Below are 26,054 nucleotides of genomic sequence, written 5' to 3'. Positions count from 1 at the left end.
GCTTGGCTTAAACAGCAAACTGCCGGAAGCATTGCTCGAAAAGAAAGAACAGTTTATAAAAAGGAAAACCAATAAACGTTATTTTAGAAAGAAATGGAGGGGTGGATGTGCAAAAACAGCAAAATCGTATCCTGATCATCAACCCTAAAACCACTTCGACTAAAATAGGTGTTTTTGACAACGATATCTTAATTATGGAGAAAACCATTCTCCATACGGCAGAAGATTTAGGGAAGTCCGCTGATATTTTCAGTCAATATCCCTTCAGGAAACAAACCATTCTGGAGGCGTTGGACGAAGAAGGCATGAATGTTTCCAAGTTGTCCGCGGTCTGTGGAAGAGGCGGCTTGCTGCGCCCCATCGAAGGTGGAACCTACACGGTGAACGAACAGATGCTTGAGGATTTGCGGCAAGGCTATGCAGGTCAGCATGCATCCAACCTGGGAGGAATTTTGGCTTCGGAAATTGCAGATGGGTTAAACATTCCCGCATATATCGTCGACCCGGTAGTGGTTGATGAAATGGAGCCGATTGCCCGGATATCCGGTTTTGCGTCCATTGAACGCAAGTCCATTTTCCATGCACTCAACCAAAAGGCCGTTGCCCGGCGATACGCCAGCAAAGTTGGACGCTCTTATGAAGAGGTCAACCTGATTGTCGCTCATATGGGTGTCGGCATCACGGTAGGTGTACATCAAGGAGGCCGCGTTATTGATGTCAACAACGGTCTGCATGGCGATGGTCCATTCAGTCCTGAACGGGCAGGGGCCGTACCGGCAGGCGATTTAGTGGAATTGTGCTTTTCCGGACAGTTTAACCGGCAGGAAATGATGATGAAGTTGGTCAGACAAGGTGGATTGACGGCCTATCTGGATACCAATGATGTCGTGAAAGTTGAACAACGCATAAAAAAAGGTGATTCTCAAGCGGATTTGGTTTATCAGGCAATGGCCTATCAGATCGCCCGCGAAATCGGCGCTGCCAGCGCGGTGTTGAAGGGGCAAATAGATGCGATCATTTTGACTGGGGAACTTGCGCATGGTGAAAGCTTTGTTAAAGCAATCACGGAACGGGTCAACTGGATTGCCGATGTGGACATCCAACCGGGTGAAAATGAGCTTCAGGCTTTGGCTGAAGGAGCGGTCCGCATATTGAATGGGGAAGAACGGGTCAAGCATTATTCATTTTAACCAGAGTAAAGACTTCAATCAGCAGGAATTGATTTTCCGTGGATCGAAGTGGGATAAAGGAGGAAGAAATCATGGCTCAAAATTATGATGTCGTCATTCTAGGCGGCGGGACCGGCGGTTATGTAGCGGCCATTCGGTCGGCACAACTCGGTTTAAAAACAGCGATTGTTGAAAAAGGCGAACTGGGCGGCACATGCTTACATAAAGGCTGCATTCCAAGTAAAGCATTGCTCCGCAGTGCGGAAGTCTATTCAACAACAAAACATCATGCGGCTGACTTTGGTGTTGAAACCGGCGAAGTTTCACTGGATTTCGCACGTGTCCAACAGCGCAAGCAGGGAATTGTCGATCAATTGCATGCAGGCGTACAGGGATTGATGAAAAAAGGGAAAATCGATGTCTATGAAGGCATCGGCAGAATTCTTGGACCATCCATTTTTTCTCCAAACGCGGGTACCATTTCCGTTGAAATGAAAAATGGAGAAGAAAATGAAATGCTGATTCCAAGCAATGTCATCATTGCAACCGGATCACGCCCCCGTACATTGCCTGGGCTGACAATTGATGGCGAATTCGTCATGAGTTCCGACGAAGCTTTGAAAATGGAAAGTCTGCCAAAATCAATCCTGATTGTCGGCGGTGGTGTCATCGGCATCGAATGGGCGTCCATGCTCAATGATTTCGGCGTTGATGTAACTGTTATCGAATATGCAGAACGGATCATCCCGACGGAAGATAAAGATATCTCCAAAGAAATGTTGAAGCTATTGAAGAAAAAAGGCATTAAGTTTGCGACAAGTGCAAAAGTGATGGCGGATACATTGGAAACAGGCGAGAATGGTGTAACGATCCAGGCAGAAATCAATGGCAAGAACGAAAGTTTTTCCGCTGAAAAAATGCTGGTTTCTGTCGGCCGTCAGGCGAATGTCGAAAATATCGGCATCGAAAACACGGATATCATCATTGAAAACGGCTTTATCCAAGTGAAAAAATCTTTCCAAACAAAAGAATCCCATATCTATGCAATCGGTGACGTGATCGGTGGGCTGCAATTGGCGCATGTTGCTTCGCATGAAGGGATCACAGCGATTGAACACATCAAAGGCAACAACCCGCACGCCATCAATTACGATTTGGTTTCACGCTGCATTTATTCCAATCCGGAAGCAGCAAGCGTCGGAATTACGGAAGATCAGGCAAAAGAAAAAGGGCATGACGTCAAAGTCGGCAAGTTTTCTTTCAAAGCGATCGGTAAAGCATTGGTCTACGGCGAATCTGATGGATTTGTCAAAATCATTGCCGACAAAGAAACGAACGATATCCTGGGAGTCCATATGATTGGCCCGCATGTCACAGACATGATTTCTGAAGCAGGGCTGGCCATGGTTCTGGACGCGACCCCGTGGGAAATTGCGGATACGATCCACCCGCACCCGACTCTTTCAGAGGTCATGGGAGAAGCGGCGTTGGCCGTTGACGGAAAAGCAATCCATAGTTGAAGGAGGAAAAAACAATGGCTTCAAAACACGAAGAAATCGGTTTAACAAATGATGATTTATTGAAAATGTACGAAACGATGTTAATGGCACGCCGTGTAGATGAACGCATGTGGCTCTTGAACCGTGCCGGGAAAATTCCTTTTGTGATTTCATGCCAGGGGCAGGAAGCGGCTCAAGTGGGTGCTGCCTTCGCTCTTGACAACTCAAAAGACTATATCGCTCCTTATTACCGTGATATCGGTGTGGTCCTGCATTTTGGCATGACGCCAAAAGATTTGATGCTGTCGGCTTTTGCCAAAGCGGAGGATCCGAATTCAGGTGGACGGCAAATGCCTGGCCATTTTGGGCAGAAGAGCAACCGCATCATTACCGGTTCTTCGCCTGTAACGACTCAATTGCCTCACGCAGTAGGCGTAGCTTTAGCTGGAAAAATGAAGAAAAAAGACTTTATTACGTTCACGACGCTCGGTGAAGGCTCTTCCAACCAAGGTGATTTCCACGAAGGGATGAACTTTGCCGGTGTCCATAAATTGCCGGTCGTCATCATGGTCGAAAACAATAAATATGCGATTTCGGTGCCGGTTGAACGCCAATTGGCGAGCAAGAATGTTTCGGACCGTGCAATCGGTTATGGCATGCCAGGTGTGACGATTGACGGCAATGACCCGATTGAAGTATACAAACATGTCAAAGAGGCTGCCGACCGTGCGCGCCGCGGCGAAGGCCCGAGTTTGGTCGAAACCGTTTCCGAGCGGATGACCGCCCACTCATCAGATGATGACCATCGCCAATACCGCTCAGCAGACGAATTGGCTGCGCAAAAATCGACGGATCCAATCCTGACATTTGGAGCGTACTTGAAAGAGCATGGCATCATGGACGACGAGCTTGAAAAAGACATCAACGACCGAATCATGGTAACAGTCAATGAAGCGACTGATTACGCTGAAAATGCACCTTATGCAGAACCTGAACATGCAATGAAATATGTCTATGCCGAAGAAGGAGGAGACGAATAATGGCTATTATGTCTTATATTGATGCCATCACGCTTGCCATGAAAGAAGAAATGGAACGTGACGAAAACGTCTTTGTTCTTGGAGAAGATGTCGGTAAAAAAGGCGGCGTCTTTAAAGCGACGCAAGGCCTCTACGACCAATTCGGTGAAGACCGCGTCTTGGATACACCGCTTGCGGAATCGGCGATTGCCGGTGTTGGAATTGGCGCAGCAATGTATGGCTTACGGCCGATTGCAGAAATGCAATTTGCGGATTTCATTATGCCGGCTGTCAACCAAATCATTTCTGAAGCATCCCGCATCCGTTACCGTTCGAACAACGACTGGTCATGTCCAATCGTCTTCCGTGCACCTTTTGGCGGAGGGGTACACGGAGCTCTTTACCACTCCCAGTCAGTGGAAGCGATTTTCGCCAACCAGCCTGGATTGAAAATTGTCATTCCTTCCACTCCATATGATGCAAAAGGCCTTTTGAAAGCAGCGATCCGCGACGAAGATCCGGTTATGTTCTTCGAACACAAACGGGCATACCGCTTGATCAAAGGCGAAGTGCCGGAAGAAGACTACACCATTGAAATCGGCAAAGCGGACGTTAAACACGAAGGCGAAGACATCACCGTCATTACTTACGGCTTAGCAGTTCACTTTGCGCTGCAGGCTGCCGAACGTTTGGCAGAAGACGGCATCTCTGCACATATCCTCGATTTGCGTACGATTTATCCGTTGGACAAAGAAGGCATCATCGAAGCCGCTAAGAAAACCGGCAAAGTGCTATTGGTTACAGAAGACAATAAAGAAGGAAGCATCATCGGAGAAGTAGCGGCAATCATTGCTGAAAACTGCCTATTCGACTTAGACGCTCCAATCAAACGTCTTGCTGGGCCGGATATCCCGGCAATGGCTTATGCGCCAACCATGGAGAAATTCTTCATGATCAATCCGGACAAAGTAGAAAAAGCAATGAGAGAATTAGCTGAGTTTTAAAACGAAAAGCGTAAGTGCCCGCCAACAGAAGCCAACCTAAAAGCGCGACATCGTGTCGCAACGGTTAGCTGACCCGCATCCTGCGGTCCCTCGGCGGGCACTGAAGCTCCAATAGAACAATCAAACACCATCAAGTAAAGGAGGAACTCCCTTGGCTATTGAAAACATTAAAATGCCTCAGCTGGGTGAAAGTGTTACAGAAGGCACTATAGAAAAATGGCTCGTCCAGCCAGGCGACCATGTGAATAAATACGATCCGCTTGCTGAAGTCAATACAGACAAAGTGACTGCGGAGGTTCCATCTTCGTTTACCGGCACAATCAAGGAATTGATTGCTTCAGAAGGCGAAACTTTAGCGGTAGGCGAAATCGTCTGCACGATTGAAACCGAAGGCGGCGACGCGGCTCCTGTAGAAGAAGCAAAACCTGCCAGCAGCGAGAAAGCGACCGAAATGCCGGCAGCCGGCGCAAAACCGACGGAAAAACTGGAAGGGACGAAAGGATCTTCGCAACCGGTTAAAACTTCAGGGGCGAAAGGGCGCTACTCACCAGCTGTTTTGCGTCTTGCTCAAGACAATGACATCGATTTGTCACAAGTTGAAGGCTCTGGCAACGAAGGGCGCATTACACGCAAAGATTTGATGGCATTGATCGACAGCGGCAATATTCCAAAAGCGGGAGAAGCTCCGGCGGCACAACCTCAGGCTCAGCAGCAGGAACAGCCACCAGCGCCTAAGGAAACGCCTGTCCAGGAAGCTCCGAAAGCAGCAGCTGCACCGATTGAAAGTGCTCCGGGAGATATCGAAATCCCAGTAACCGGCGTCCGCCGGGCGATAGCTGCGAATATGCTGAAGAGCAAACACGAAGCACCGCATGCATGGATGATGGTCGAAGTGGATGTCACCAACCTTGTCCAGTACCGCGACTCAATCAAAGGCGAATTCAAGAAAAAAGAAGGCTTTAACATCACGTATTTTGCTTTCTTCGTCAAAGCTGTGTCACAGGCATTGAAAGAATTCCCGATGATGAACTCGATGTGGGCTGGAGACAAAATCATCCAGAAGAAAGACATCAATATTTCCATCGCTGTCGCTTCGGATAGTGCTTTATTCGTACCGGTCATCAAGAATTCTGATGAAAAATCAGTGAAAGGCATCGGCAAAGAAGTCAATGAATTGGCACTTAAAGCACGCTCTGGAAAATTAAAATCTGCAGATATGCAGGGCGGCACTTTCACCGTCAACAACACCGGATCGTTCGGTTCTGTTCAGTCTATGGGAATCATTAACCACCCACAGGCAGCTATCATGCAAGTGGAATCGATCGTCAAACGCCCAGTCATTATGGACAACGGCATGATTGCTGCACGCGACATGGTCAATCTTTGTTTGTCACTGGATCATCGTGTACTTGATGGTTTGGTATGCGGCCAATTCCTTGCGCGCGTCAAAGAAATATTGGAGAATATGTCCAAAGAAAATACGTCTGTATATTAAGAAAAGCTGGAGTCTTCGGACTTCCAGCTTTTTTTCCTCTTTAATGTCTGTCGTGAGTCGGGTAAAATGAAACTAGAAAGCCTTTAAGGAGGGAACAGTTTGACAATCGAATCGATGAAAAAGACGAAATTTCCAATCCGTACATATACTGAATGGCAAGAAGCGGCAGTAAAAGCGATTAAAGGCAAGCCGTTTGAAGAAACATTAAAGACCCCCACAATTGAAGATGTAACACTGGAACCTCTTTATACCAAAGACATGCTTGAACAATTAGGCAGCTATATCACAGCTCAAACAGCAGCTGTCCAACAAGGAAAACATCAGCCAAATTGGCTCGTGTCCCAGGAAGTGATGGCGGATTCGGCGGAAGAATATTTGGCCTTGATGAAAGATGATATCCTTCGCGGCAATGAAACTATTGTCTATAAAGGATTCCGTAAGTTTGACTGGACAGATGCCCAATTGGCTGAATTGGCAGAAATGATTGTCCAATATCCTTTGTACTTTAAACTGACAGGGGACGATAAAGACATTCTGCGTGTTTTCGATTTTGTAACTCCAGAACAATTGCCGAAACTCAAAGGGGTTATTTTCTCTGAAGAACCTGTTGAGGCACCGGCAAGTATTCGTACACAGGTTGTAGACACGATTCCAATCCACCATGCTGGCGGAACCGTGATCCATGAACTTGGAGTCGCACTCAGCATCTTGTCTGAGCGTATGTCAGAAGACAATTTCAAAGAAAGTGCTGAAAATAGCTGGATCCGCTTTGCGGTGGATACACAATTTTTCCAGGAAATCGCTAAATTGCGTGCCTTCCGCGTATTATGGCAAGCCTTCAGTTCTGCATATGGCGAAGAAGCTCCGACAATTCCATTGTTTACGGAAACGTCTGTCCGTTCCTACTCTAAACTGGATCCTTATGTGAACTTGCTGCGTGCAGGAAATTCTACATTTGCATCAGTATTGGGAGGAACCGATGCCCACAGCGTACATCCACATGACTTTTTGACAGAACCGGATCCTTCAAGCCGGCGCATCGCCCGCAATGTCCAATTAGTCATAAAAGAAGAAGCCCATGTGTCGCATGTGATCGACCCAGCAGCAGGCTCTTACTTTATCGAAACGCTGACAAAAGAATACGTTGAGGCAGCATGGAGCTATTTCCTTGAAATTGAAGAAGCTGGCGGCTATTCAGAAGTCATCAAATCAGGCTGGCTGACAGATGACATCCAGGCGAAATGGGTGGAGCGCGAAAAAAATGTGGCTACCCGCAAACAATCGCTGATTGGAACCAATGTCTATGCCAATCCTCAAGAGCCGGTAAAAGATGCGAAAATCGATGATGGCCACCTTGAATACATGACAGCGAAACGTCTGGCGACGCCATTTGAAAATCTACGTGCCCAGAGCAAAGTAACAAGTCTTAAGTCAGCAATCATCCTTATCGAACCATTGAAGAAAATCAAGCCTCAAGTAGATTTCGTTTCCGGCTTTTTAGCAGTTGGCGGAATCGAAGCATTAGTCAGCCCGCATTTGGCTACGGCTGAAGAAGTTAATCAATTTCTAGCTGACGAGAAAATGGACTATGCCATCTTGTGCGGATCAAAAGAAGCTGTATCAGCACTTGTGCCAGGATTGGACAGTCAAGCCAGCATCGATCTTGCAGGCAAATATCCGAAAGAGCAATTAGCAGAATGGGCAACCTATGGCATTAAAGATACCGTGTATTCCGGCAAGCAGATGACCGCGAAACTGGAGAAAATTCTCGCTCTAGGAAAGGAGGCGCTATAAGATGGCTAAACCCGATTTTTCAAAAGTCACACTCGACCAATTAGCTATTGCTTCACAGACAGTTCAGCAGCAAAGCGCCTTTACCACCAATGAAGGCATTGACATCAAACCGACATATACAAAAAAGGACATAGATTTCCTTGAAGAAAGCCTGCCTGGATTTGCACCGAATGTCCGCGGACCTTATCCGACCATGTATGTGTCGCGTCCTTGGACTGTACGCCAATATGCCGGTTTTTCAACAGCGGAAGAAAGTAATGCGTTTTACCGACGCAATTTAGCGATGGGGCAAAAAGGCTTGTCTGTTGCTTTTGACCTTGCGACTCACCGCGGCTATGATTCCGATCACAAACGAGTTGTTGGAGATGTCGGCAAGGCCGGCGTTGCAATAGACAGTGTTGAAGACATGAAAATCCTATTCGATGGCATCCCATTGGATCAAATGTCCGTATCGATGACAATGAACGGCGCCGTAGTGCCGATCATGGCATTCTTTATTGTGGCAGCAGAAGAGCAGGGTGTGTCTCCGGAACAATTGGCCGGAACCATCCAAAATGACATTCTTAAAGAATACATGGTCCGCAATACGTATATTTATCCGCCGGCCATGTCGATGCAGATCATTGCAGATATTTTCAAATATACATCCGACCATATGCCGAAGTTCAACTCCATTTCGATTTCGGGCTATCACATCCAGGAAGCTGGAGCAACCGCCGATCTTGAATTGGCCTATACACTAGCGGACGGGCTTGAATATGTCCGTACCGGGCTTGCAGCAGGCATCGACATCGATCATTTCGCGCCGCGCCTATCCTTCTTCTGGGGCATTGGCATGAACTATTTCATGGAAGTTGCGAAAATGCGTGCCGGCCGTGAGATCTGGGCGAAAATGATGAAAACCTTCGATCCGAAAAACAGCAAAGCTTTGGCATTGCGTACGCACTCCCAAACATCCGGCTGGAGTTTGACGGAACAGGATCCATTTAATAATGTCACCCGTACCTTGATTGAAGCGAATGCAGCAGCTATGGGGCATACACAATCACTGCATACCAATGCGCTCGACGAAGCGATTGCCTTGCCGACTGATTTCTCGGCACGCATCGCCCGCAATACACAATTGTTCCTTCAGGAAGAAACCATGATGACGAATGTCATCGATCCATGGGGCGGCTCTTATTATGTCGAATCGCTGACCAAGGAATTGACGGAAAAAGCTTGGGCATTGATTGAAGAAGTTGAAGAATTGGGCGGTATGGCAAAAGCCATCGAAACCGGCTTGCCGAAAATGCGCATTGAAGAAGCAGCGGCGAAAAAACAGGCACAAATCGATTCCAATGAAGAAGTGATCATCGGGGTTAACCGTTATCGCCTGGACCAGGAAGATCCGATTGATATTTTGAACATCGACAACACGATGGTCCGCAAAACACAGATTGAACGCTTGGAACGCATGAAAGCAGAGCGTGACAGCGATAAAGTGGCAGACGCGCTGGAAGCATTGACAAAAGCGGCACAAAGCGGAGAAGACAATATTTTGGCTTGCGCCGTTGAGGCAGCACGTCACCGTGCCTCATTAGGTGAAATCTCCGATGCCATCGAGAAAGCATCCGGAAGACATAAGGCGGTGATTCGTTCAGTGAGCGGAGTTTACAGTTCGAATTTCTCTAACCAGAAGGAAATGGAAATCGTCAAAGAAATGACGGAAGACTTTATTGAAAACGAAGGACGCCGCCCGCGTATCCTGATTGCCAAAATGGGGCAAGACGGACATGACCGCGGAGCGAAAGTCATAGCAACAGCGTTTGCTGATTTAGGCTTTGATGTGGATATCGGGCCATTGTTCCAAACGCCGGCTGAAACTGCACAACAGGCAGCAGAAAATGACGTCCACGTTATCGGCGTAAGTTCGCTGGCAGCTGGGCATATGACATTGGTTCCGGATCTGAAAGCGGAACTGGCGAAAATTGGCCGCGAAGACATTCTGATTGTGGTTGGTGGAGTTATACCGGCACAGGATTATGAATTCCTTCGCAATAATGGGGCCAGCGCAATTTTCGGTCCGGGGACAGTGATTCCGGTAGCGGCACAGAAAGTCATCGAAGAGATTTACGTGCGACTTGGTTACGAGGAAGTGGCAGACTGATGAGCCGCAAGAAAAATTCCAGGCATGTGATGGAGGGTGTTCAAGCTGCACATGACGGCATGAAAGCCTTGCCTCGGAAAAAGTTCAAGAAACCGGCTGATGCAACCATGGATATCCAGGCTATTGCGGATGGAGTCCGGAGTGGTTCGCGTCTGTACTTGGGCAAAGCGATCACTTTGCTGGAAAGTTCGAGTGCCGAACATAAGAAAAATGGCCAGGAACTGCTCAACCAATTGCTGCCATTCACCGGCAATAGTATCCGCATCGGCATCACCGGTGTTCCCGGTGCCGGGAAAAGCACCTTCATAGAAACGTTTGGTGAAATGCTGACTGGGCTTGGGCATCGGGTCGCCGTTTTGGCGATCGATCCGAGTTCGTCGCTTACCGGCGGCAGCATTCTTGGAGACAAGACGCGGATGGAACAATTGGCTCGAAATCCCAAAGCATTCATCCGCCCTTCCCCTACAGCAGGAACACTTGGCGGTGTCCATAAAAAGACCCGCGAAACGATGTTGTTATGCGAGGCTGCAGGATACGATGTCATCTTGGTGGAGACGGTTGGGGTTGGACAAAGCGAAACACTGGTCCGTGGAATGGTCGACATGTTCCTGTTGTTGGTGTTGACGGGTGCCGGAGACGAATTGCAGGGCATGAAAAAAGGCATCCTGGAGTTGGCGGATGCCATCATTGTCCACAAAGCGGATGGGGAAAACGCCCAGTTGGCGAAAAAGACCGTTTCAGAATACAAACAGATGATGCATTTCCTGCAACCGGCCACGGACAGTTGGAAAACGCGTTCGCTTGCGGCGTCCTCTGTGGAAGAAACGGGAATTCCCGAAGTCTGGAAAATGGTCAAGGAGTTCGAAGATACGGTGAAAGTCAGCGGCTACTGGAAAAAACGCCGTCAGGAACAGACCAAGGACTGGTTCCGCTCGATGATCACGGATGAACTGCATAGCCGTTTTTTCGATCACGCAGAACGACGCCAATTGGTCAAAACATTGGAAACGCAGGTGTTGAACGACGAATTGACCGTGGCACAGGCAATTATGCAACTGTTTGAGTAAGCTTTTTTGCAAGTGGGATAAACACCTGCTATGATAAAAGAAGCGACAATAAGGAGTGATATTTGATGAGCATGGATTTTAATTTTCTGATGAACGATATAGCTACACAAGCCCGCCAGGAATTGATTGATGGTGGATACACACAGCTTGAAACACCTGAAGCGGTGAATGAAGCATTTTCTCAAAAAGGCACAAGCCTTGTCATGGTCAACTCTGTATGTGGATGTGCAGGCGGCATCGCCCGTCCAGCAGCCTTGCATTCGATCCATTATGACAAACGCCCGGATAACCTGTATACGGTTTTCGCTGGTCAAGACAAAGAAGCGACAGCTCAGGCACGTGCGATTTTCGGGGACGATCACTTGCCATCATCTCCCTCTTTCGTGTTCATGAAAGATGGAAAAATGGTTGATGAAATTGGCCGCCATGAAATTGAAGGCCATGACCCAATGTCTGTCATTACGCATATCCAAGCCATTTTCGAACAGCATTGCGATGAAGTTTAAGAAGGAATGCCTCTTTTAGGGGCATTTTTTTCATGCCGAAATTTGGAGGGGGAAGATGAAGCTGAATTTGAGGTCTTATTCAATTGGCTACCGCACGATGAAGACTGCTTTAGGTGTGGCAATCGCTATAACCATGGCACAATGGCTGCAGTTGGATTATTATGTATCTGCCGGCATCCTGACCATCCTCTGCATACAACCGACCAAAAAGAAATCGATACGGGCCGCTTTTTCCCGATTTATTGCGAGCATTATCGGGATTGCCTACGCTTTCATCTTTTTTGAAGGCATCGCCTATCATCCGGTCATGCTCGGCATTCTGATTGTGCTCTTTATTCCTTTATTGGTGACATTGCGGTTTCAGGACGGCTTTGTCTCGAGTTCAGTCATTTTGCTGCATTTATATGATGCAAAAAATTTGAATTTTGATTTGCTGACCAATGAGTTGATTTTGATGCTGGTTGGTTTCGGTACAGCATTGGTGGTCAATATGTACATGCCGAGCATTGAGAAGAAACTGGATAATTACCGGCACGAAATTGAAAATTTATACGCTTCCATTTTCCGTGAAATCGTCATTTATTTGCGGGAAGGTGAATCTGGTTGGAGCGGCAAAGAATTGATGGATGCCAGGAAATTGCTGGAGAAGGCGAAAGCGCTGGCTTACCAGGATGTCGAGAATCACATCACCCGACATGAAAATAAATACTATCATTATTTTGAAATGCGGGAGCAGCAGTTGGAAATCATCGAGCGTATCTTGCCGAAAATCACCGCACTGCCTGTGATTGTAGACCAAACAGACCTGGTCGCGGATTTCCTGGAAGATTTGGCGGAACACGTCCACTCCGGCAATACAGCATACCGCTATATTTCGAAGCTGGACATCGTGAAAGAAAATTTTGCCAAGCTGCCATTGCCGGACAGCCATAAGAAATTTTTGGCCATGGCCGAACTATATCAAGTCATTCAGGAAATGGAAAAGTATTTGGAAATCAAGCAGTCATATAAAGGCTTTCATACAAGAAAAGCGGAAGCAGCCGTCAGTAGAAGCTAACCTAAGAACGCGACTTCCTGTCGCAACGGTTAGCTGACCCGCATCCTGCGGGCCTCCGACAAGCGCTGGAAGCCTTACCGGTAATGGCGTTCTTTGCCATTGCTGGTAAGGCTGAAGCGACTCGAGTGGCTGGCTGCTGGAGCTGGACAATATGAAAAGCGGAAGCAGCCGTTTAGATCTGTTTGCTGGAGCAGGATTGATACATTTTCAACCATAAAAGACAGCTGGAGCAAAAAGCTCCAGCTGTCTTTTATCACTCTATTAAATTACAAAGCTCAATCCCATCAATAAACTGGATAACAGCATGATGGCAATCATCGCGTAGACGATAAACTTACGGAAAGCTGCGTTTCTCATTAATAATAAACTCCTTTATCAATCAAATCTTTGAATGAATCATACCATATTTTCCAACATATTTGAAGAGAGGCAGATATAGAATTCACAATATTCGCTAAGAGCCTAGAGTTTTTGGCTCTGTATCTGTACAATAAGAGAGAAGCTAAAAAAGGAAGTGAAAAAAGGATGAAGAAAGTAGACCATATTGGAATCGCTGTACGGGATCTGAATGCTGTCCTTCCCTATTACACGGACACGCTTGGGCTTCCGCTTATGAAGATCGAAGAAGTTGAGTCGCAGAAAGTGCGGGTCGCATTCATCGATGCCGGCAATGTCAAATTGGAATTGTTGGAAGCGATGGATGATCAGAGCGCCATTTACAAATTTTTAGAAAAAAAAGGTGAAGGCATTCATCATATCGCTTTTGGTGTCGAAAACATCGAACAGCGTATGGAAGAATTGCGCGACAAGGGCATCCGCCTTTTGAGCGACAAGCCGAACCCTGGAGCTGGCGGAGCCATGGTGGCATTTTTGCATCCGAAATCATCGAATGGAGTATTATACGAACTTTGTGAAAAAGAGTGATTGGGAGTGATTGGCGAAATGGACATTTACGAAAGAATCAATGAATTGTATGACCGCAAGCGTGAAATTGAGCTTGGCGGAGGCGAAGAACGTATAGACAAACAGCATCAAAAAGGCAAATTGACAGCACGTGAACGTATTGATTTATTGCTTGATGAAGGCACATTCGTTGAATTGAGTCCTTTTGTGGAGCACCGCACAACAGATTTCGGCATGGCTAAAGGGCCTGGCGAAGGGGTTGTCACTGGTTACGGTAAAGTAAACGGCCGGCCAATCTATTTATTCTCACAGGACTTCACGGTTTTTGGTGGAGCACTTGGAGAAATGCATGCAAAGAAAATCGCCAATGTAATGGATTTGGCAGCACGCAATGGCGCACCGTTTATCGGATTGAATGATTCAGGCGGAGCACGGATTCAAGAAGGCGTCTTGTCACTTGATGGCTATGGCCAAATTTTCTACCGCAACTCGATTTATTCTGGCGTCATTCCTCAAATTTCTGTCATTATGGGACCATCTGCCGGCGGTGCAGTATATTCGCCTGCAATCACTGATTTTGTTTTCATGGTTGATAAAACCAGCCAAATGTTCATCACAGGACCGAAAGTCATTGAAACGGTTACGGGTGAAAAAATCTCCTCTGAGGATCTTGGAGGATCGAGAGTACATACTGCAATTAGCGGAAACGCTCATTTCCGTGGCGATTCAGAACAGAAAGTACTGGAAATGGTACGCCAACTGATCAGCTATCTGCCACAGAACAATACGGAAATGCCGCCTCGCCTGGAAGGCGGAGAAGAAGATGATTACCGTCCGGACTTGGCTGACGTCGTTCCTTATGAAGCGATCCGTCCTTACGATGTACGGAAAGTGGTTGAGCAGGTGGTCGACAAGGACAGCTTTATGGAAGTGCAGCCTGAATTTGCCCGCAACATCGTGATTGGCTTAGCACGCATTAAAGGCGAAACGGTCGGCTTGATCTGTAACCAGCCGAAAGTGATGGCTGGCGGACTTGATATCGACTCATCTGATAAAGCAGCACGCTTTATCCGTTTCTGTGACTCGTTCAATATTCCATTGATCACTTTTGAAGATGTTACTGGATTCTTCCCAGGCATCAAACAGGAACACGGCGGCATCATTCGCCACGGAGCGAAAATTCTTTATGCTTACTCGGAAGCGACTGTGCCTAAAATGACGGTGATTTTGAGAAAAGCTTATGGAGGCGCTTATGTGGCGTTGAACTCCAAATCGATCGGTGCCGACTTGGTTTACTCATGGCCGAATGCTGAAATCGCGGTTATGGGGCCGAATGGCGCTGCGAATATCATTTTTGCACGTGAAATCGCTGCAAGCGATAACCCGGAAGAAACACGCGCAGCAAAAATTGAGGAATACCGCGTGAAATTCGCCAATCCTTATGTTGCTGCAGCACGTGGAATGGTCGATGATGTCATTGATCCACGCGAAACACGCATCAAACTGATCCAGGCATTGGAAATGATGCGCAATAAAAAAGATACACGTCCAGCTAAAAAACACGGCAATATGCCGCTTTAAGAGAAATAGAAGAGGTGCTAGAAATGAACAATGAAAGACTGATGAACGAGTTTCTGGAATTGCTGCAAATCGATTCAGAAACCAAACACGAAGGCGAAATCGCTGCCATTTTGCAGACCAAACTTGAAGCGATGGGTTTCCATGTAGCAGTAGATGAATCAGCGGCAGTGACGGGGCATGGCGCAGGCAATATCATTGCAACTTTGCGCGGCACGTTAAGCCAGGTTCCTGCTATCTACTTTACGGTCCATATGGACACGGTGACTCCTGGAGTCGGCGTCAAACCTGAAATCCGTGATGGCTATGTCTATTCCGATGGAACGACCATTCTGGGGGCTGACGACAAAGCCGGAATTGCCGCTTTGTTTGAAATGATCCGCACTCTACAAGAACAGCAAATCGACCATGGGGATATTCAATTGGTGATTACAGCTGGAGAAGAAAGCGGATTGGTCGGCGCCAAGGAATTGGATTCATCTCTATTGATCGCCAAATACGGTTATGCCGTGGACAGCGATGGCAAAGTGGGCGGCATTGTGACAGCTGCTCCGAACCAGGCAAAATTATGGACGACCATCCATGGCAAAACGGCCCATGCCGGCGTTGCACCTGAAAAAGGCATTTCTGCCATTACAATTGCAGCCAAAGCCATTGCTAAAATGACGCTCGGGCGCATCGACGAAGAAACAACGGCCAATATCGGGCGATTCGAAGGCGGACAAGCCACCAATATTGTTTGCGATGAAGTGAATATTTTATCGGAGGCACGTTCGATCAGCGAAGATAAATTGGCGGCACAGACCATCCATATGGAATCCGTTTTTGAACAGACGGCTGAACTATTGGGTGGACGTGCTGAAACGGAAGTCAAGCTGATGTATCCGGGCTTCCATTTTGATGACATGGACCCGGTCGTAGAGATTGCCCAGAAAGCAGCCGCGAAAATCGGTCGTCCTTCCCCGATTCTCACAAGCGGAGGCGGAAGTGATGCCAATATCTTCAATGGTTTTGGCATCCCGACCGTCAACCTATGTGTCGGATATGAAGAAATCCATACGAAAAACGAACGCATGCCGATTGAAGAGCTTGAGAAATTGGCTGAACTGTTGGTTGAAATTGTCAAAGAATCAACATCAATCGAATAAAGAGCGCCTTCAAAAAAGAGAGAACAGGATGTATGTTCTCTCTTTTTTTGATACACTGAAAGAAAACGGAAAGAAGAGCGATTTTCATGGCCAGCCGAGTTATTTTTCATATCGATATGAATAGTTTTTATGCCTCTGTCGAACAATCGCATAATCCTGAACTGAAGGGAAAAGCGATTGCCATTGCCGGGAATCCGAAAGAACGGAGAGGCATTATCGTCACCTGTTCTTATGAAGCGCGCGCGCATGGGATCTACACGACCATGCAGGTACATGAAGCCAAGCGGAAATATCCGGAACTTTTGCTGCTGCCGCCGAATTTCGAGCGTTACCGGGCAGCATCCAAAGCGATGTTTGAAATTTTGCGTTCCTATACCGATTTGGTGGAACCGGTTTCGATAGATGAAGGGTATGTGGATGTGACGGAATTGACAGAGCAGCGCCATGCATTGGAAATTGCGGATGAAATCCAACGGCGTCTGCTAAGTGAATTGGATCTGCCATGTTCAATCGGCATTGCGCCCAACAAATTCCTGGCCAAAACCGCATCCGATATGAAAAAGCCCATGGGCATAACTGTTTTGAGGAAACGGGATATTCAGGCAATGTTGTGGCCTAAACCAGTAATTGATATGCATGGCATCGGCGATAGTACGGCAGCCAGATTAAAGGGCTTGAAAATTGAGACCATTGGAGATCTGGCAACAGCAAATGAAGGCCTGGTCAAGGAAAAAATGGGCAAAAACGGCATCCGGCTGCAAGCTCGTGCGAACGGTTTGGACGATCGGCTGGTAGATCCGGATTCCATTTACGATACCAAAAGTGTCGGAACATCCACAACCTTGCCGATTGATGAAACGGATGAACAGAATCTAAAGGCATTGTTCCGCCAGCTCAGTGAAAAGGTGGCCAATCGTTTGGAAGCGAAAGAACTGGCGGGCCCAACTGTCAGTATTCAGACCCGCAGCTCCGATTGGAAAAACCGAACACGCAGCGTCACGCTGAACAATACCGTTTGGAAAGCAGAAGACATCCACCGGAATGCCTGGCAATTGTTCACACGGCATTGGAACGGAGAACCCCTGCGGCTAATCGGAGTTACAGTATCGAACGTTGCGGACAAAGGCGATATGACCGAACAATTATCAATCTTTAATTTTCAGGAACATGCCAAGGAAGAGCCGATTCTCGACTTGATGGCACAACTCGAAAGCCGTTTCGGCAAAAGTGTCCTCACGCGGGGGACAAAAATCAAAAAAACGAATTACGACTCCAAAACAAGCTTCAGCAAGGATTTTTTGGATGATCACGACCACGAGAGAAAGTAGGGGAAGCATGCAATTATTATTTCTGGGCACAGGTGCCGGAATGCCTTCTAAACAGCGCAATACATCTGCACTGGTTTTGAAATTACTCGAAGAGCGGGGAACTGTGTGGTTATTTGACTGCGGAGAAGCGACACAGCACCAGATTCTACATACGACGGTGAAACCGCGGAAAATTGAAAAGATTTTCATTACACATATGCATGGCGACCATATTTTCGGTCTGCCTGGCCTTCTGGGATCCCGTTCTTTCCAAGGGGGCGATGAGACACTGGATATATACGGACCTGCTGGAATCCGGGAGTTTGTTGAAATGGCTTTGGCGCTCAGCCGAACCCACTTGGCATACCCGATTGTTTATCATGAACTGGCAGACGGTTTACTGTTTGAAGATGAGTTGATGGTGGTGGAAACGCGCTTGTTGGACCATGTGATTCCGTCCTATGGTTTTCGGATCACGCAAAAGCCGTTGCCGCCTAAATTATTGATTGCAAAAGCTTTGGCGCTGGGCGTTCCAAAAGGTCCGCTGCTGGCAAAGCTGAAAAATGGGGAAGACGTTGAAACAGCTGAGGGGCATTGGGTCAGAAGTGCGGATGTAACAGAACCGGAAGAACCCGGTTTTGTTGTCACGATTCTCGGGGATACCCGTTTTTGCGAAGCAGCAATAGAATTGGGGCGCGGTGCAGATGTACTGGTGCACGAAGCGACCTTTGACGGAACCGCTAAGAAAATGGCTGCTGAATACGGCCATTCAACGGTCTACGAAGCGGCGGAAACGGCTCGTGCAGCAGGAGTGGAAACGTTAATCATGACGCATATCAGCGCACGCTTCCTTCCGGAAGACGAGCGGATGCTGTTGAAGCAGATGAAGGAAATTCATCCGCTTGGATTTATTGCACATGATTTTTCGGAATTCGAGTGGCTGCAGCAAGCTAAAAAAATAAGGAAAAAACAAGAAAGCCGTATCTAAAAGATGGCATTTTTTGGTTGCATTAAAATATTTAATGGAAATAATAGAACAAATGTTCCCTTTGTGCTAAAATAAAGGTACAGCTGTATGAGGGCGGTTTGGCCATTCCCCAGGAAAGGGGGTGGTAACATGACCATAGCAGAATCATTCGGTCTCGTGTTTACGAGTATCGGGATAACGATCAGCGCTCTGACACTTGTCGTTTCCATGATTTTGGTCATCAACAAAAAAAAATAACCGTCCCATGTGGCGTGGAATGACGGTTATCTTTTAAGCCTATATTCCAGCCAACCGCTCTCGTGGCGGCATACAGCTGGCCGAATGCTCACGCATTCGGTTTTTTTACGTTACCCTTAGTATACTAAATCTCAAACATTTTGCAACCGCCTTATACCCAACCGCGTTTATAAGGCACTGGAGCCTCTAAATCGGCGTCAAGTTCCTGCGCAGCTGTGTATGCCCAATAAGGATTACGAAGCAATTCACGGGCTAGGAAGACCAGATCCGCGCGTCCGTTCTGAAGGATTTCTTCTGCCTGCAGTGCACTGGTGATCAAGCCGACCGCTCCAGTAGCTATTGGAGTCTGCTTTTTGATGGTCTCTGCAAACGGCACTTGGTACCCGGGATGGACGGAAATTTGTGCGGGTACGACCGCGCCTGAACTGACATCGATCAAATCAACGCCTTGTTGTTTCATCCATTGGCACATTTCCACGTATTGTTCCGGTGTCATGCCACCATTGCTGTAGTCATGGGCGGAAATTCGGACGAATAACGGACCGTTCCATACTTCATTGACAGCATCGATAATTTGACGCAGAAAGCGATAGCGATTTTCTGCATTGCCGCCGTATGCGTCGGTGCGCTTGTTTGTTAATGGGGATAGGAACTGGTTGATCAAGTAGCCATGTGCGGCGTGGACTTCGATGACATCGAAGCCTGCGGTTTTGGCGCGGATTGCTCCTTTTTTAAACGCTTCAATGGTTTCTTCAATATCTGCTGGAGCCATTTCTGCCGGTTTTTTATAATTCTCGTCGAATGCCAATGCACTCGCTGAGTGGATGGCGCCTTCAACTCTTGCTTTTCTTCCGGCATGTGCCAATTGGATGCCGGTTTTTGCCCCGTGCTGTTTCATCAGGCGGACAATTTCTGCTTGCCCTTCTATATGGCGGTCATCCCAAATGCCGAGGTCTTGTGCTGAAATGCGTCCTTGTGGCTGGACAGCCGTCGCTTCGGTGATAATGAGTCCGACGCCGCCGACTGCTCGGGTTGGATAATGGATGCGATGCCAGTCCGTCACCATTCCATCTTCCTTATCACTTTGGTACATGCACATCGGCGCCATTACAATGCGGTTTTTAAAAACGACATCTTTAATTTCAAACGGTTCAAATAACTTAGCCATCAGACAACCTCCTCTATAGATACAACTGTAAATTATACAGAAGAGTTTACTTAAATTCTTTTCCGAGCTCTTGGGAACGCTGGGAAGCTGCTGTCACACAAGCTCCAATCGTTTCCTTGAAATGATTTTCCTCGAGTGTCTTGAGGCCGGCTGCTGTTGTACCATTCGGGCTCGTCACTTTTATCCGCAGTTCCGCGAAATCTTCCTGTTGGAGCATTTCGGCTGCACCGGAAAAAGTTTGGCGCACCAATTTTTTTGCATCGGCATGGGATAATCCATTGGCGACTGCCGCTTCTGTCATCGCTTCTGCGAAATAATAGATATAAGCAGGGCCGCTTCCGGCAACGCCTGTCACTGCATGCAATTGTTCTTCTGCTACAACGGTCACGCTGCCGATGGAAGACAGGAGCTTGCGCAATTCATGCTGTTGTTCAAGCGACACGTGTTTGCTCCAGGCAACTCCAGTAGCCGACTTGCCGATTTTAGCAGATGTATTCGGCATAGCGCGGGCAACCGGGAAATTCCCGACATGCCGTTGGATGGTGTCGATGGATACACCGGCTGCGACTGACAAGATGACGGTATTGCCAACCAGTTTATCTTTAATTCCGCTTAGCGCTGCTTCCACATCTTTCGGTTTCATCGCCAAGAGGATAAAGTGGGCATCTTTCAGTTCCGTTTTCTCTGGACAGACGATATTGACGCCGTATTCATCACTCAAAAATTCCAAACGGTCCTGATCGGATCGGTTCATAACGGAAATTTCTTCCGGTTTCATGATTCGTTTATTGATCCAGCCATGGATCATCGATTCGGCCATAGAGCCGGCTCCTACACATACGATTTTCATTCGACTCACCAACTTTCTTCATAATAAAAAGCGCAATCATCCCTGTTGTTACAAGGACGAAAACGCTTTGTTTCCGCGGTACCACCTAAGTTTGCCATAAAGACACCACTCGATGTCCATAACGCGGACAAACGGCCGTGTTTTCACGGCAGCTCAAAAGCAGGTTCCACAAAGGAGAGGGGGTGCGCATTTCAGCAAAAGCTGCACTCTCTTTACTCCATCACTCCGTGTACTGATCTTTATCTTCGCTCACATATGATAGTGAATTATAGAGGATAAATCGGCTTCTTGTCAAATGCCTGAAAGAAGTGACGGCATTCCGTTTTCCATGTATGATGGATGAATAGCGATTCATTTAAAGGAGATGGCCATATTGACTTTACATAAGATTATTATTCCGACACCCTTTGCGGTAGGAGACGTCAATTCCTATCTATTAAAAGGGGATATGCTGACGTTGATTGATGCTGGTCCGAAAACACCGGAAGCCTGGATGGCCATTAAAGCAGGATTAAAAGAATTTGGTGCAGAACCAGGTGACGTAGAACAAGTTGTGTTGACGCATCACCATCCTGATCATGCCGGGTGGGTGGACGGCTTCGAAAATGCAAAATTATATGGGCATCCTTACAACGATCCTTGGTTGCGCCGTGACCAAAATTTCTTTGATTATCATGATGCCTTCTATTTGGAGCGGTTAAAAGAAGAAGGGGTTCCAGGCGATCTGGAATTTTGGGTCAAGAAGATGAAGCGCCCCTTAAATCTGATGGGGAGCCGTCCGCTTGATATGTCCATTAATGAAGGCGATACGCTGCCAGGCCACCCTGAATGGCAAGTCCTTGAAACATTGGGCCATGCACAGAGCCATTTGTCTTTTTGGAATAAAGAAACGCATGAAATGATCGGTGGTGACCACGTTATAGCCAAAGTTTCCTCAAATCCTTTGATTGAACCGCCGTTGGATCCGACACAAGGGCGGCCGAAATCGCTGCTGCAATACAATGCATCTCTCAGCCGCTTGCTGAAAATGCCGGTGGATGTAATCTACAGCGGGCACGGTGAAGAAATCCGAAATGTTGATGAATTGATTACAGCCCGCCTCACCAAACAGCATCAGCGGGCCATGAAAGCGTTGGGGATGATCGGTGACGAAGAGCGTACTGTCTATGGGCTGACAAAAGAGTTGTTTGCCCATGCCTACGAAAAAGAACTTGGCCTGACGCTATCGGAAACCATCGGGCAAATCGATTACCTGCTGGAAGACGGTCTGATTACAGAGCGTTTGGGTGAGGATGGAATTTTCTATTATAATAAGGTATGAATTGAAAATTCGCGCGTAGCGATATGTTGGTTTTCAGGCGTAAGAAAAACGCCAATCGGCTCATTGCTGACAATTGCAACTATTCCGTACAACAGGTAAAATTAGCTGGTCGATAGGTTTTGGCATCACGAAATTACAGGAAAAGGATTGGGTCGTTTTGAAAAAATGGAGTTTATTTTTAGCAAGTGTCCTGTTATTGGCAGCATGTTCAAATGAAGAAGCTGAGCCGGCTGAAAAAGAACAAGCCGATCAAGCCGAGATGGCTGTCGAACAGAAAAGCATGACAGAAGAAGGTTTTATTACACAGATCAATGAAACCGATATTTTAATCAACAGTATTTATTTCAGCATTCCCGAAGATGTGAAAGTTCAATTTAGTGATGGCGCCGAAGCGACGGAAGCTGAAGTGCGGGATATACGAACTGGAATGAAAGTGAGCCTGGATTACCAGGGGCCTCTTGAAGAGTCCTTTCCAATGCAGGGAGAGGCGGAAACGGTGACGATTCTGACCGATGAGGATTCAGCCAAACAATCGGAAGCACTTGAAGCATTCATTACCAAGGAACAATTGCCGCGCCTGATCATGATGGGCCAGCCCATTGTCCGTGATAATGAAATCGGCTTCCTTTTCAACAATATGGAATCAGGGGAAATTTCCGAAGTGCGGATCGATCTCGAGACATATGACTATACAATTGACGGAGAATAAAGTAAATTAAGAAAAAGAAAGCAGCTGCGGCTGCTTTTTTTCATGAAAAATTATAGTTGTATCTCTTGCGCTGGGCAAAAATCCATGATATAGTTTGTATATTCATTTCAAACATTGCATAAAAATACATTGGAGGTTTTCATATTGAATAAAAAGATTGTACTCGCATACTCAGGTGGATTAGATACATCAGTGGCCATTCCGTGGCTGAAGGGACAAGGCTACGACGTCGTCGCTGTTTGCCTGGATATCGGGGAAGGAAAAGATTTGGACTTCATTAAACAAAAAGCGCTTCAAGTCGGAGCGGTTGAAAGCTATATGATCGATGCAAGAGACGAATTTGCAGAAGAATATGCATTAATATCATTGCAGGCGCATACGCTATACGAAGGTAAGTACCCGTTAGTATCTGCGTTATCGCGTCCATTGATTTCGAAAAAATTGGTAGAAATCGCTGAAGCGACAAACTCTACTGCTGTAGCACACGGCTGCACTGGAAAAGGGAATGACCAGGTACGTTTCGAAGTATCCATCAAGTCATTGAATCCGAACCTTGAAGTGGTAGCGCCTGTGCGTGCATGGGCTTGGTCACGTGATGAAGAAATCGCTTATGCAAAAGAGCATAACATTCCGATTCCGGTTAATTTGGACAGCCCGTTTTCTATCGACCAAAACTTATGGGGCCGCGCAAATGAATGTGGCGTATTGGAAGATCCATGGGCTACACCGCCGGAAGAAGCTTATGACATTACTTCTTCACTTGAAAACACCCCAGACACAGCAGACATCGTCGAAATTGAATTCGTCAATGGCGTACCGACTCAATTGAATGGCGTTTCGTACTCATTCTCTAACTTGATCCTTGAACTAAATGAAATTGCCGGCAAGCATGGAGTGGGAAGAATTGACCATATCGAAAACAGATTGGTCGGCATCAAATCGCGTGAGGTCTATGAAGCTCCTGCTGCCATGACATTGATTGCTGCGCATAAAGAGTTGGAAGACATCACATTGGTAAAAGAAATGGCTCATTTCAAGCCGGTTATTGAGAAGAAACTGACAGAATTGATCTATGAAGGACTATGGTTCTCTCCATTGCGTGTTGCGCTCGAAGCATTCTTGAAAGAAACACAGGCTTATGTCAACGGAACTGTACGTGTGAAATTGTTTAAAGGACATGCAATCATTGAAGGCCGTAAATCACCTAATTCTCTATACAGTGAGCAATTGGCGACTTATTCTACGGATGATACATTCAACCATGAATCTGCAGTCGGCTTTATCGAATTATGGGGCCTTCCAACAGTTGTCAACTCGATGGTCAATAAAAAAGAAGTTACAGTACCTGAAGATTTGAAAGAGAAGGTGAAAGCATGACCAAACTGTGGGGCGGCCGTTTTCAAAAATCGGCCGAACAGTGGGTCGATGAGTTCGGCGCTTCAATTTCCTACGATCAAAAATTGGTGATGGAGGATCTGGAAGGCAGTACGGCGCATGTAAAAATGCTGTCTGCCTGTGGCATCCTTCCGGAAGAAGATGCAAATCTGATCTTATCGGGTCTTAAAACGCTGAAACAAAAAGCGCAGGACGGCGATTTAGAATTCAGTGTATCGAATGAAGACATCCACTTAAACTTGGAAAAGCATTTAATAGATGAAATCGGACCTGTCGGCGGCAAGCTGCACACTGCAAGAAGCCGAAACGACCAGGTAGCGACTGATATGCATCTGTATTTAAAAAACCGCGTCCAGGAAATCATCGAAGCCATCACGGCGTTCCAGGATGCTATTGTGGCACAAGCGGAAACGCATGTAGAAACGGTTGTTCCGGGCTATACCCATCTTCAGCGTGCCCAGCCGATTTCCTTCGGCCATCACTTGTTGACGTATTTCTGGATGCTGCAGCGCGACAAACAGCGGTTAACGGAATCGTTGAAGCGTATTGACATTTCTCCGCTTGGAGCGGGAGCGATGTCGGGCACGACTTTCCCGATTGACCGTGAATTGTCAGCCGAGCTATTGGGCTTTTCAAACGTTTACCAGAACAGCTTGGATGCTGTCAGCGACCGTGATTTTATTTTGGAGTTCCTCAGCAATGCGTCCATGCTGATGATGCACATGTCCCGTTTTGCGGAAGAAATCATTCTGTGGTCAAGCGAAGAATTCCGCTTTATCGAGCTGGATGATACCTTCTCAACGGGATCGAGCATCATGCCCCAAAAGAAAAACCCGGATATGGCGGAGTTGATCCGCGGTAAGACAGGCCGTGTCTACGGCAATCTGTTTGGCTTGCTGACTACCTTGAAAGGCCTTCCGCTTGCTTACAATAAAGACATGCAGGAAGACAAAGAAGGGATGTTCGATACGGTCCATACGCTGATGGGATCGCTGCCGATTTTCGAAGGCATGATCCGCACCATGACCGTCCGTACCGATTCCATGGAAAAAGCCGTTCATTCGGATTTCTCCAATGCGACGGAATTGGCGGATTACCTCGCTGCCAAAGGCATGCCGTTCCGCGAAGCGCACGATGTAACCGGAAAACTGGTTTTCACATGCATCCAGCGCGGTTATTTCTTAAAAGACCTGCCTCTTGCAGATTTGCAGGAAGCAAGTCCATTGATCGATGAAGACATATACAATACGTTGATGCCGAGAACTGCAGTAGAGCGAAGAAACTCACTGGGCGGCACTGGTTTTGAACAAGTACATCATCAATTGGGACTTGCCAAGCAGCTCATCGGGTAAAAAGTCCATCTCTATAAAGCCGTTGGCGGTTGGTACCCGCTGCCGGTCCATAAAAGCCGATTTTCCTCTTCCCCTATGGAAAATCGGCTTTTATTTTTTTTGCCTTTTTTTCTGAAGAATGATTGAGGTATACAGAGAAAAAGAAGTTCAGCCGCAAGACTGATTTATTTTGCAAATCGAAATATTCTCTTTCCAATAGTTAACAGGCTTTGGTAAAATATATGAGATAAAAAATATCGGTACCAGCTGAATTTGTCTATGTTTTGCATGAACGGCAGGCAAAAAAAGTCCCATTATTCAAGTAACTAAAAAATGGCTCAGTGGGTTATGAGTAAAACA

Annotated in this window: 22 protein-coding genes and 1 other annotated feature; of the genes, 19 read left to right on the top strand and 3 right to left on the bottom strand. The window is 47.0% G+C overall.

Annotation, left to right across the window (positions count from 1 at the left end):
• Positions 1-107: 107 nt before the first annotated feature.
• The 10 genes from buk to QMA01_RS05625 all read left to right on the top strand — a co-directional run bounded on the left by buk (position 108) and on the right by QMA01_RS05625 (position 12,759).
• The gene (buk, locus tag QMA01_RS05670) at positions 108-1,190 is read left to right on the top strand and encodes a butyrate kinase (protein ID WP_290214506.1); all 1,083 of its coding nucleotides are present in this window, start codon (positions 108-110) and stop codon (positions 1,188-1,190) included.
• A gap of 71 nt (positions 1,191-1,261) precedes the next feature.
• Complete coding sequence (lpdA, locus tag QMA01_RS05665; RefSeq protein ID WP_290184999.1) at positions 1,262-2,689, top strand: dihydrolipoyl dehydrogenase; 1,428 nt, start codon at positions 1,262-1,264, stop codon at positions 2,687-2,689.
• 14 nt (positions 2,690-2,703) lie between these two features.
• Positions 2,704-3,708: a thiamine pyrophosphate-dependent dehydrogenase E1 component subunit alpha gene (locus QMA01_RS05660; RefSeq protein WP_191715830.1), complete on the top strand. Its 1,005-nt coding sequence runs from the start codon at positions 2,704-2,706 to the stop codon at positions 3,706-3,708.
• Positions 3,708-4,691 carry an alpha-ketoacid dehydrogenase subunit beta gene (locus QMA01_RS05655; protein ID WP_290214505.1) on the top strand — a complete coding sequence of 328 codons (984 nt, stop codon included), beginning with the start codon at positions 3,708-3,710 and terminating at the stop codon, positions 4,689-4,691. The genes QMA01_RS05660 and QMA01_RS05655 overlap by 1 nt, the downstream gene beginning before the upstream one ends.
• Positions 4,692-4,842: 151 nt before the next feature.
• A complete protein-coding gene (locus QMA01_RS05650; RefSeq protein ID WP_290214504.1) occupies positions 4,843-6,186 on the top strand; it encodes a dihydrolipoamide acetyltransferase family protein in 1,344 nt (447 codons plus the stop codon).
• Between the two features lie 99 nt (positions 6,187-6,285).
• Positions 6,286-7,980 carry a methylmalonyl-CoA mutase family protein gene (locus tag QMA01_RS05645; RefSeq protein ID WP_290214503.1) on the top strand — a complete coding sequence of 565 codons (1,695 nt, stop codon included), beginning with the start codon at positions 6,286-6,288 and terminating at the stop codon, positions 7,978-7,980.
• Position 7,981: 1 nt separating this feature from the next.
• The gene (gene scpA, locus QMA01_RS05640; protein ID WP_191715826.1) at positions 7,982-10,129 is read left to right on the top strand and encodes a methylmalonyl-CoA mutase; all 2,148 of its coding nucleotides are present in this window, start codon (positions 7,982-7,984) and stop codon (positions 10,127-10,129) included.
• The gene (gene meaB, locus QMA01_RS05635) at positions 10,129-11,196 is read left to right on the top strand and encodes a methylmalonyl Co-A mutase-associated GTPase MeaB (protein WP_290214502.1); all 1,068 of its coding nucleotides are present in this window, start codon (positions 10,129-10,131) and stop codon (positions 11,194-11,196) included. Before scpA ends, meaB begins: the two co-directional genes overlap by 1 nt.
• 65 nt (positions 11,197-11,261) lie before the next feature.
• The gene (locus QMA01_RS05630) at positions 11,262-11,702 is read left to right on the top strand and encodes a BrxA/BrxB family bacilliredoxin (protein WP_191715824.1); all 441 of its coding nucleotides are present in this window, start codon (positions 11,262-11,264) and stop codon (positions 11,700-11,702) included.
• 55 nt (positions 11,703-11,757) lie between these two features.
• On the top strand, positions 11,758-12,759 hold the full coding sequence (locus tag QMA01_RS05625; protein WP_191715823.1) for an aromatic acid exporter family protein: 1,002 nt from the start codon (positions 11,758-11,760) through the stop codon (positions 12,757-12,759).
• A gap of 261 nt (positions 12,760-13,020) precedes the next feature.
• On the opposite strand, the gene prli42 is transcribed toward QMA01_RS05625, so the two are convergent.
• A complete protein-coding gene (gene prli42, locus QMA01_RS05620; protein WP_185960040.1) occupies positions 13,021-13,116 on the bottom strand; it encodes a stressosome-associated protein Prli42 in 96 nt (31 codons plus the stop codon).
• Between the two features lie 168 nt (positions 13,117-13,284).
• On the opposite strand from prli42, the gene mce reads away from it, so the two are divergent.
• The 5 genes from mce to rnz all read left to right on the top strand — a co-directional run bounded on the left by mce (position 13,285) and on the right by rnz (position 18,683).
• Positions 13,285-13,683, top strand: coding sequence for a methylmalonyl-CoA epimerase (mce, locus tag QMA01_RS05615; protein ID WP_290184990.1), 399 nt, complete (start codon positions 13,285-13,287; stop codon positions 13,681-13,683).
• Positions 13,684-13,701: 18 nt separating this feature from the next.
• Entirely contained in the window at positions 13,702-15,243 is a 1,542-nt protein-coding gene (locus QMA01_RS05610; protein WP_191716059.1) for an acyl-CoA carboxylase subunit beta, read from the top strand.
• Positions 15,244-15,266: 23 nt separating this feature from the next.
• Positions 15,267-16,388 carry a M20/M25/M40 family metallo-hydrolase gene (locus QMA01_RS05605; RefSeq protein ID WP_191715821.1) on the top strand — a complete coding sequence of 374 codons (1,122 nt, stop codon included), beginning with the start codon at positions 15,267-15,269 and terminating at the stop codon, positions 16,386-16,388.
• A gap of 86 nt (positions 16,389-16,474) precedes the next feature.
• Complete coding sequence (locus QMA01_RS05600) at positions 16,475-17,716, top strand: DNA polymerase IV (protein ID WP_290214501.1); 1,242 nt, start codon at positions 16,475-16,477, stop codon at positions 17,714-17,716.
• Between the two features lie 7 nt (positions 17,717-17,723).
• Entirely contained in the window at positions 17,724-18,683 is a 960-nt protein-coding gene (gene rnz / locus QMA01_RS05595) for a ribonuclease Z (RefSeq protein WP_290214500.1), read from the top strand.
• 388 nt (positions 18,684-19,071) lie between these two features.
• Here the strand turns inward: rnz and namA are convergent, their stop codons facing one another.
• Positions 19,072-20,088, bottom strand: coding sequence for an NADPH dehydrogenase NamA (gene namA, locus QMA01_RS05590; protein ID WP_290214499.1), 1,017 nt, complete (start codon positions 20,086-20,088; stop codon positions 19,072-19,074).
• A gap of 46 nt (positions 20,089-20,134) precedes the next feature.
• Positions 20,135-20,938, bottom strand: coding sequence for a pyrroline-5-carboxylate reductase (proC, locus tag QMA01_RS05585; RefSeq protein ID WP_191715817.1), 804 nt, complete (start codon positions 20,936-20,938; stop codon positions 20,135-20,137).
• 49 nt (positions 20,939-20,987) lie between these two features.
• Positions 20,988-21,193: a binding site (T-box leader), on the bottom strand.
• A gap of 118 nt (positions 21,194-21,311) precedes the next feature.
• Here proC and QMA01_RS05580 point away from each other — a divergent pair.
• From QMA01_RS05580 to argH, 4 genes are all read left to right on the top strand, one after another.
• The gene (locus tag QMA01_RS05580; protein WP_191715816.1) at positions 21,312-22,259 is read left to right on the top strand and encodes an MBL fold metallo-hydrolase; all 948 of its coding nucleotides are present in this window, start codon (positions 21,312-21,314) and stop codon (positions 22,257-22,259) included.
• Between the two features lie 157 nt (positions 22,260-22,416).
• A complete protein-coding gene (locus QMA01_RS05575) occupies positions 22,417-22,968 on the top strand; it encodes a DUF3221 domain-containing protein (protein WP_290184983.1) in 552 nt (183 codons plus the stop codon).
• A gap of 141 nt (positions 22,969-23,109) precedes the next feature.
• Positions 23,110-24,345, top strand: coding sequence for an argininosuccinate synthase (locus tag QMA01_RS05570; RefSeq protein ID WP_191716058.1), 1,236 nt, complete (start codon positions 23,110-23,112; stop codon positions 24,343-24,345).
• The gene (gene argH / locus QMA01_RS05565) at positions 24,342-25,715 is read left to right on the top strand and encodes an argininosuccinate lyase (protein ID WP_290214498.1); all 1,374 of its coding nucleotides are present in this window, start codon (positions 24,342-24,344) and stop codon (positions 25,713-25,715) included. The genes QMA01_RS05570 and argH overlap by 4 nt, the downstream gene beginning before the upstream one ends.
• The last annotated feature ends 339 nt before the right edge of the window (positions 25,716-26,054 follow it).

Origin of the sequence: Planococcus notacanthi (assembly GCF_030407825.1) — a bacterium.
GTDB classification, from domain to species: domain Bacteria; phylum Bacillota; class Bacilli; order Bacillales_A; family Planococcaceae; genus Planococcus; species Planococcus notacanthi.
Note: the sequence above shows the minus strand (reverse complement) of the source record. Positions and strands in the feature narration are given on the sequence as shown.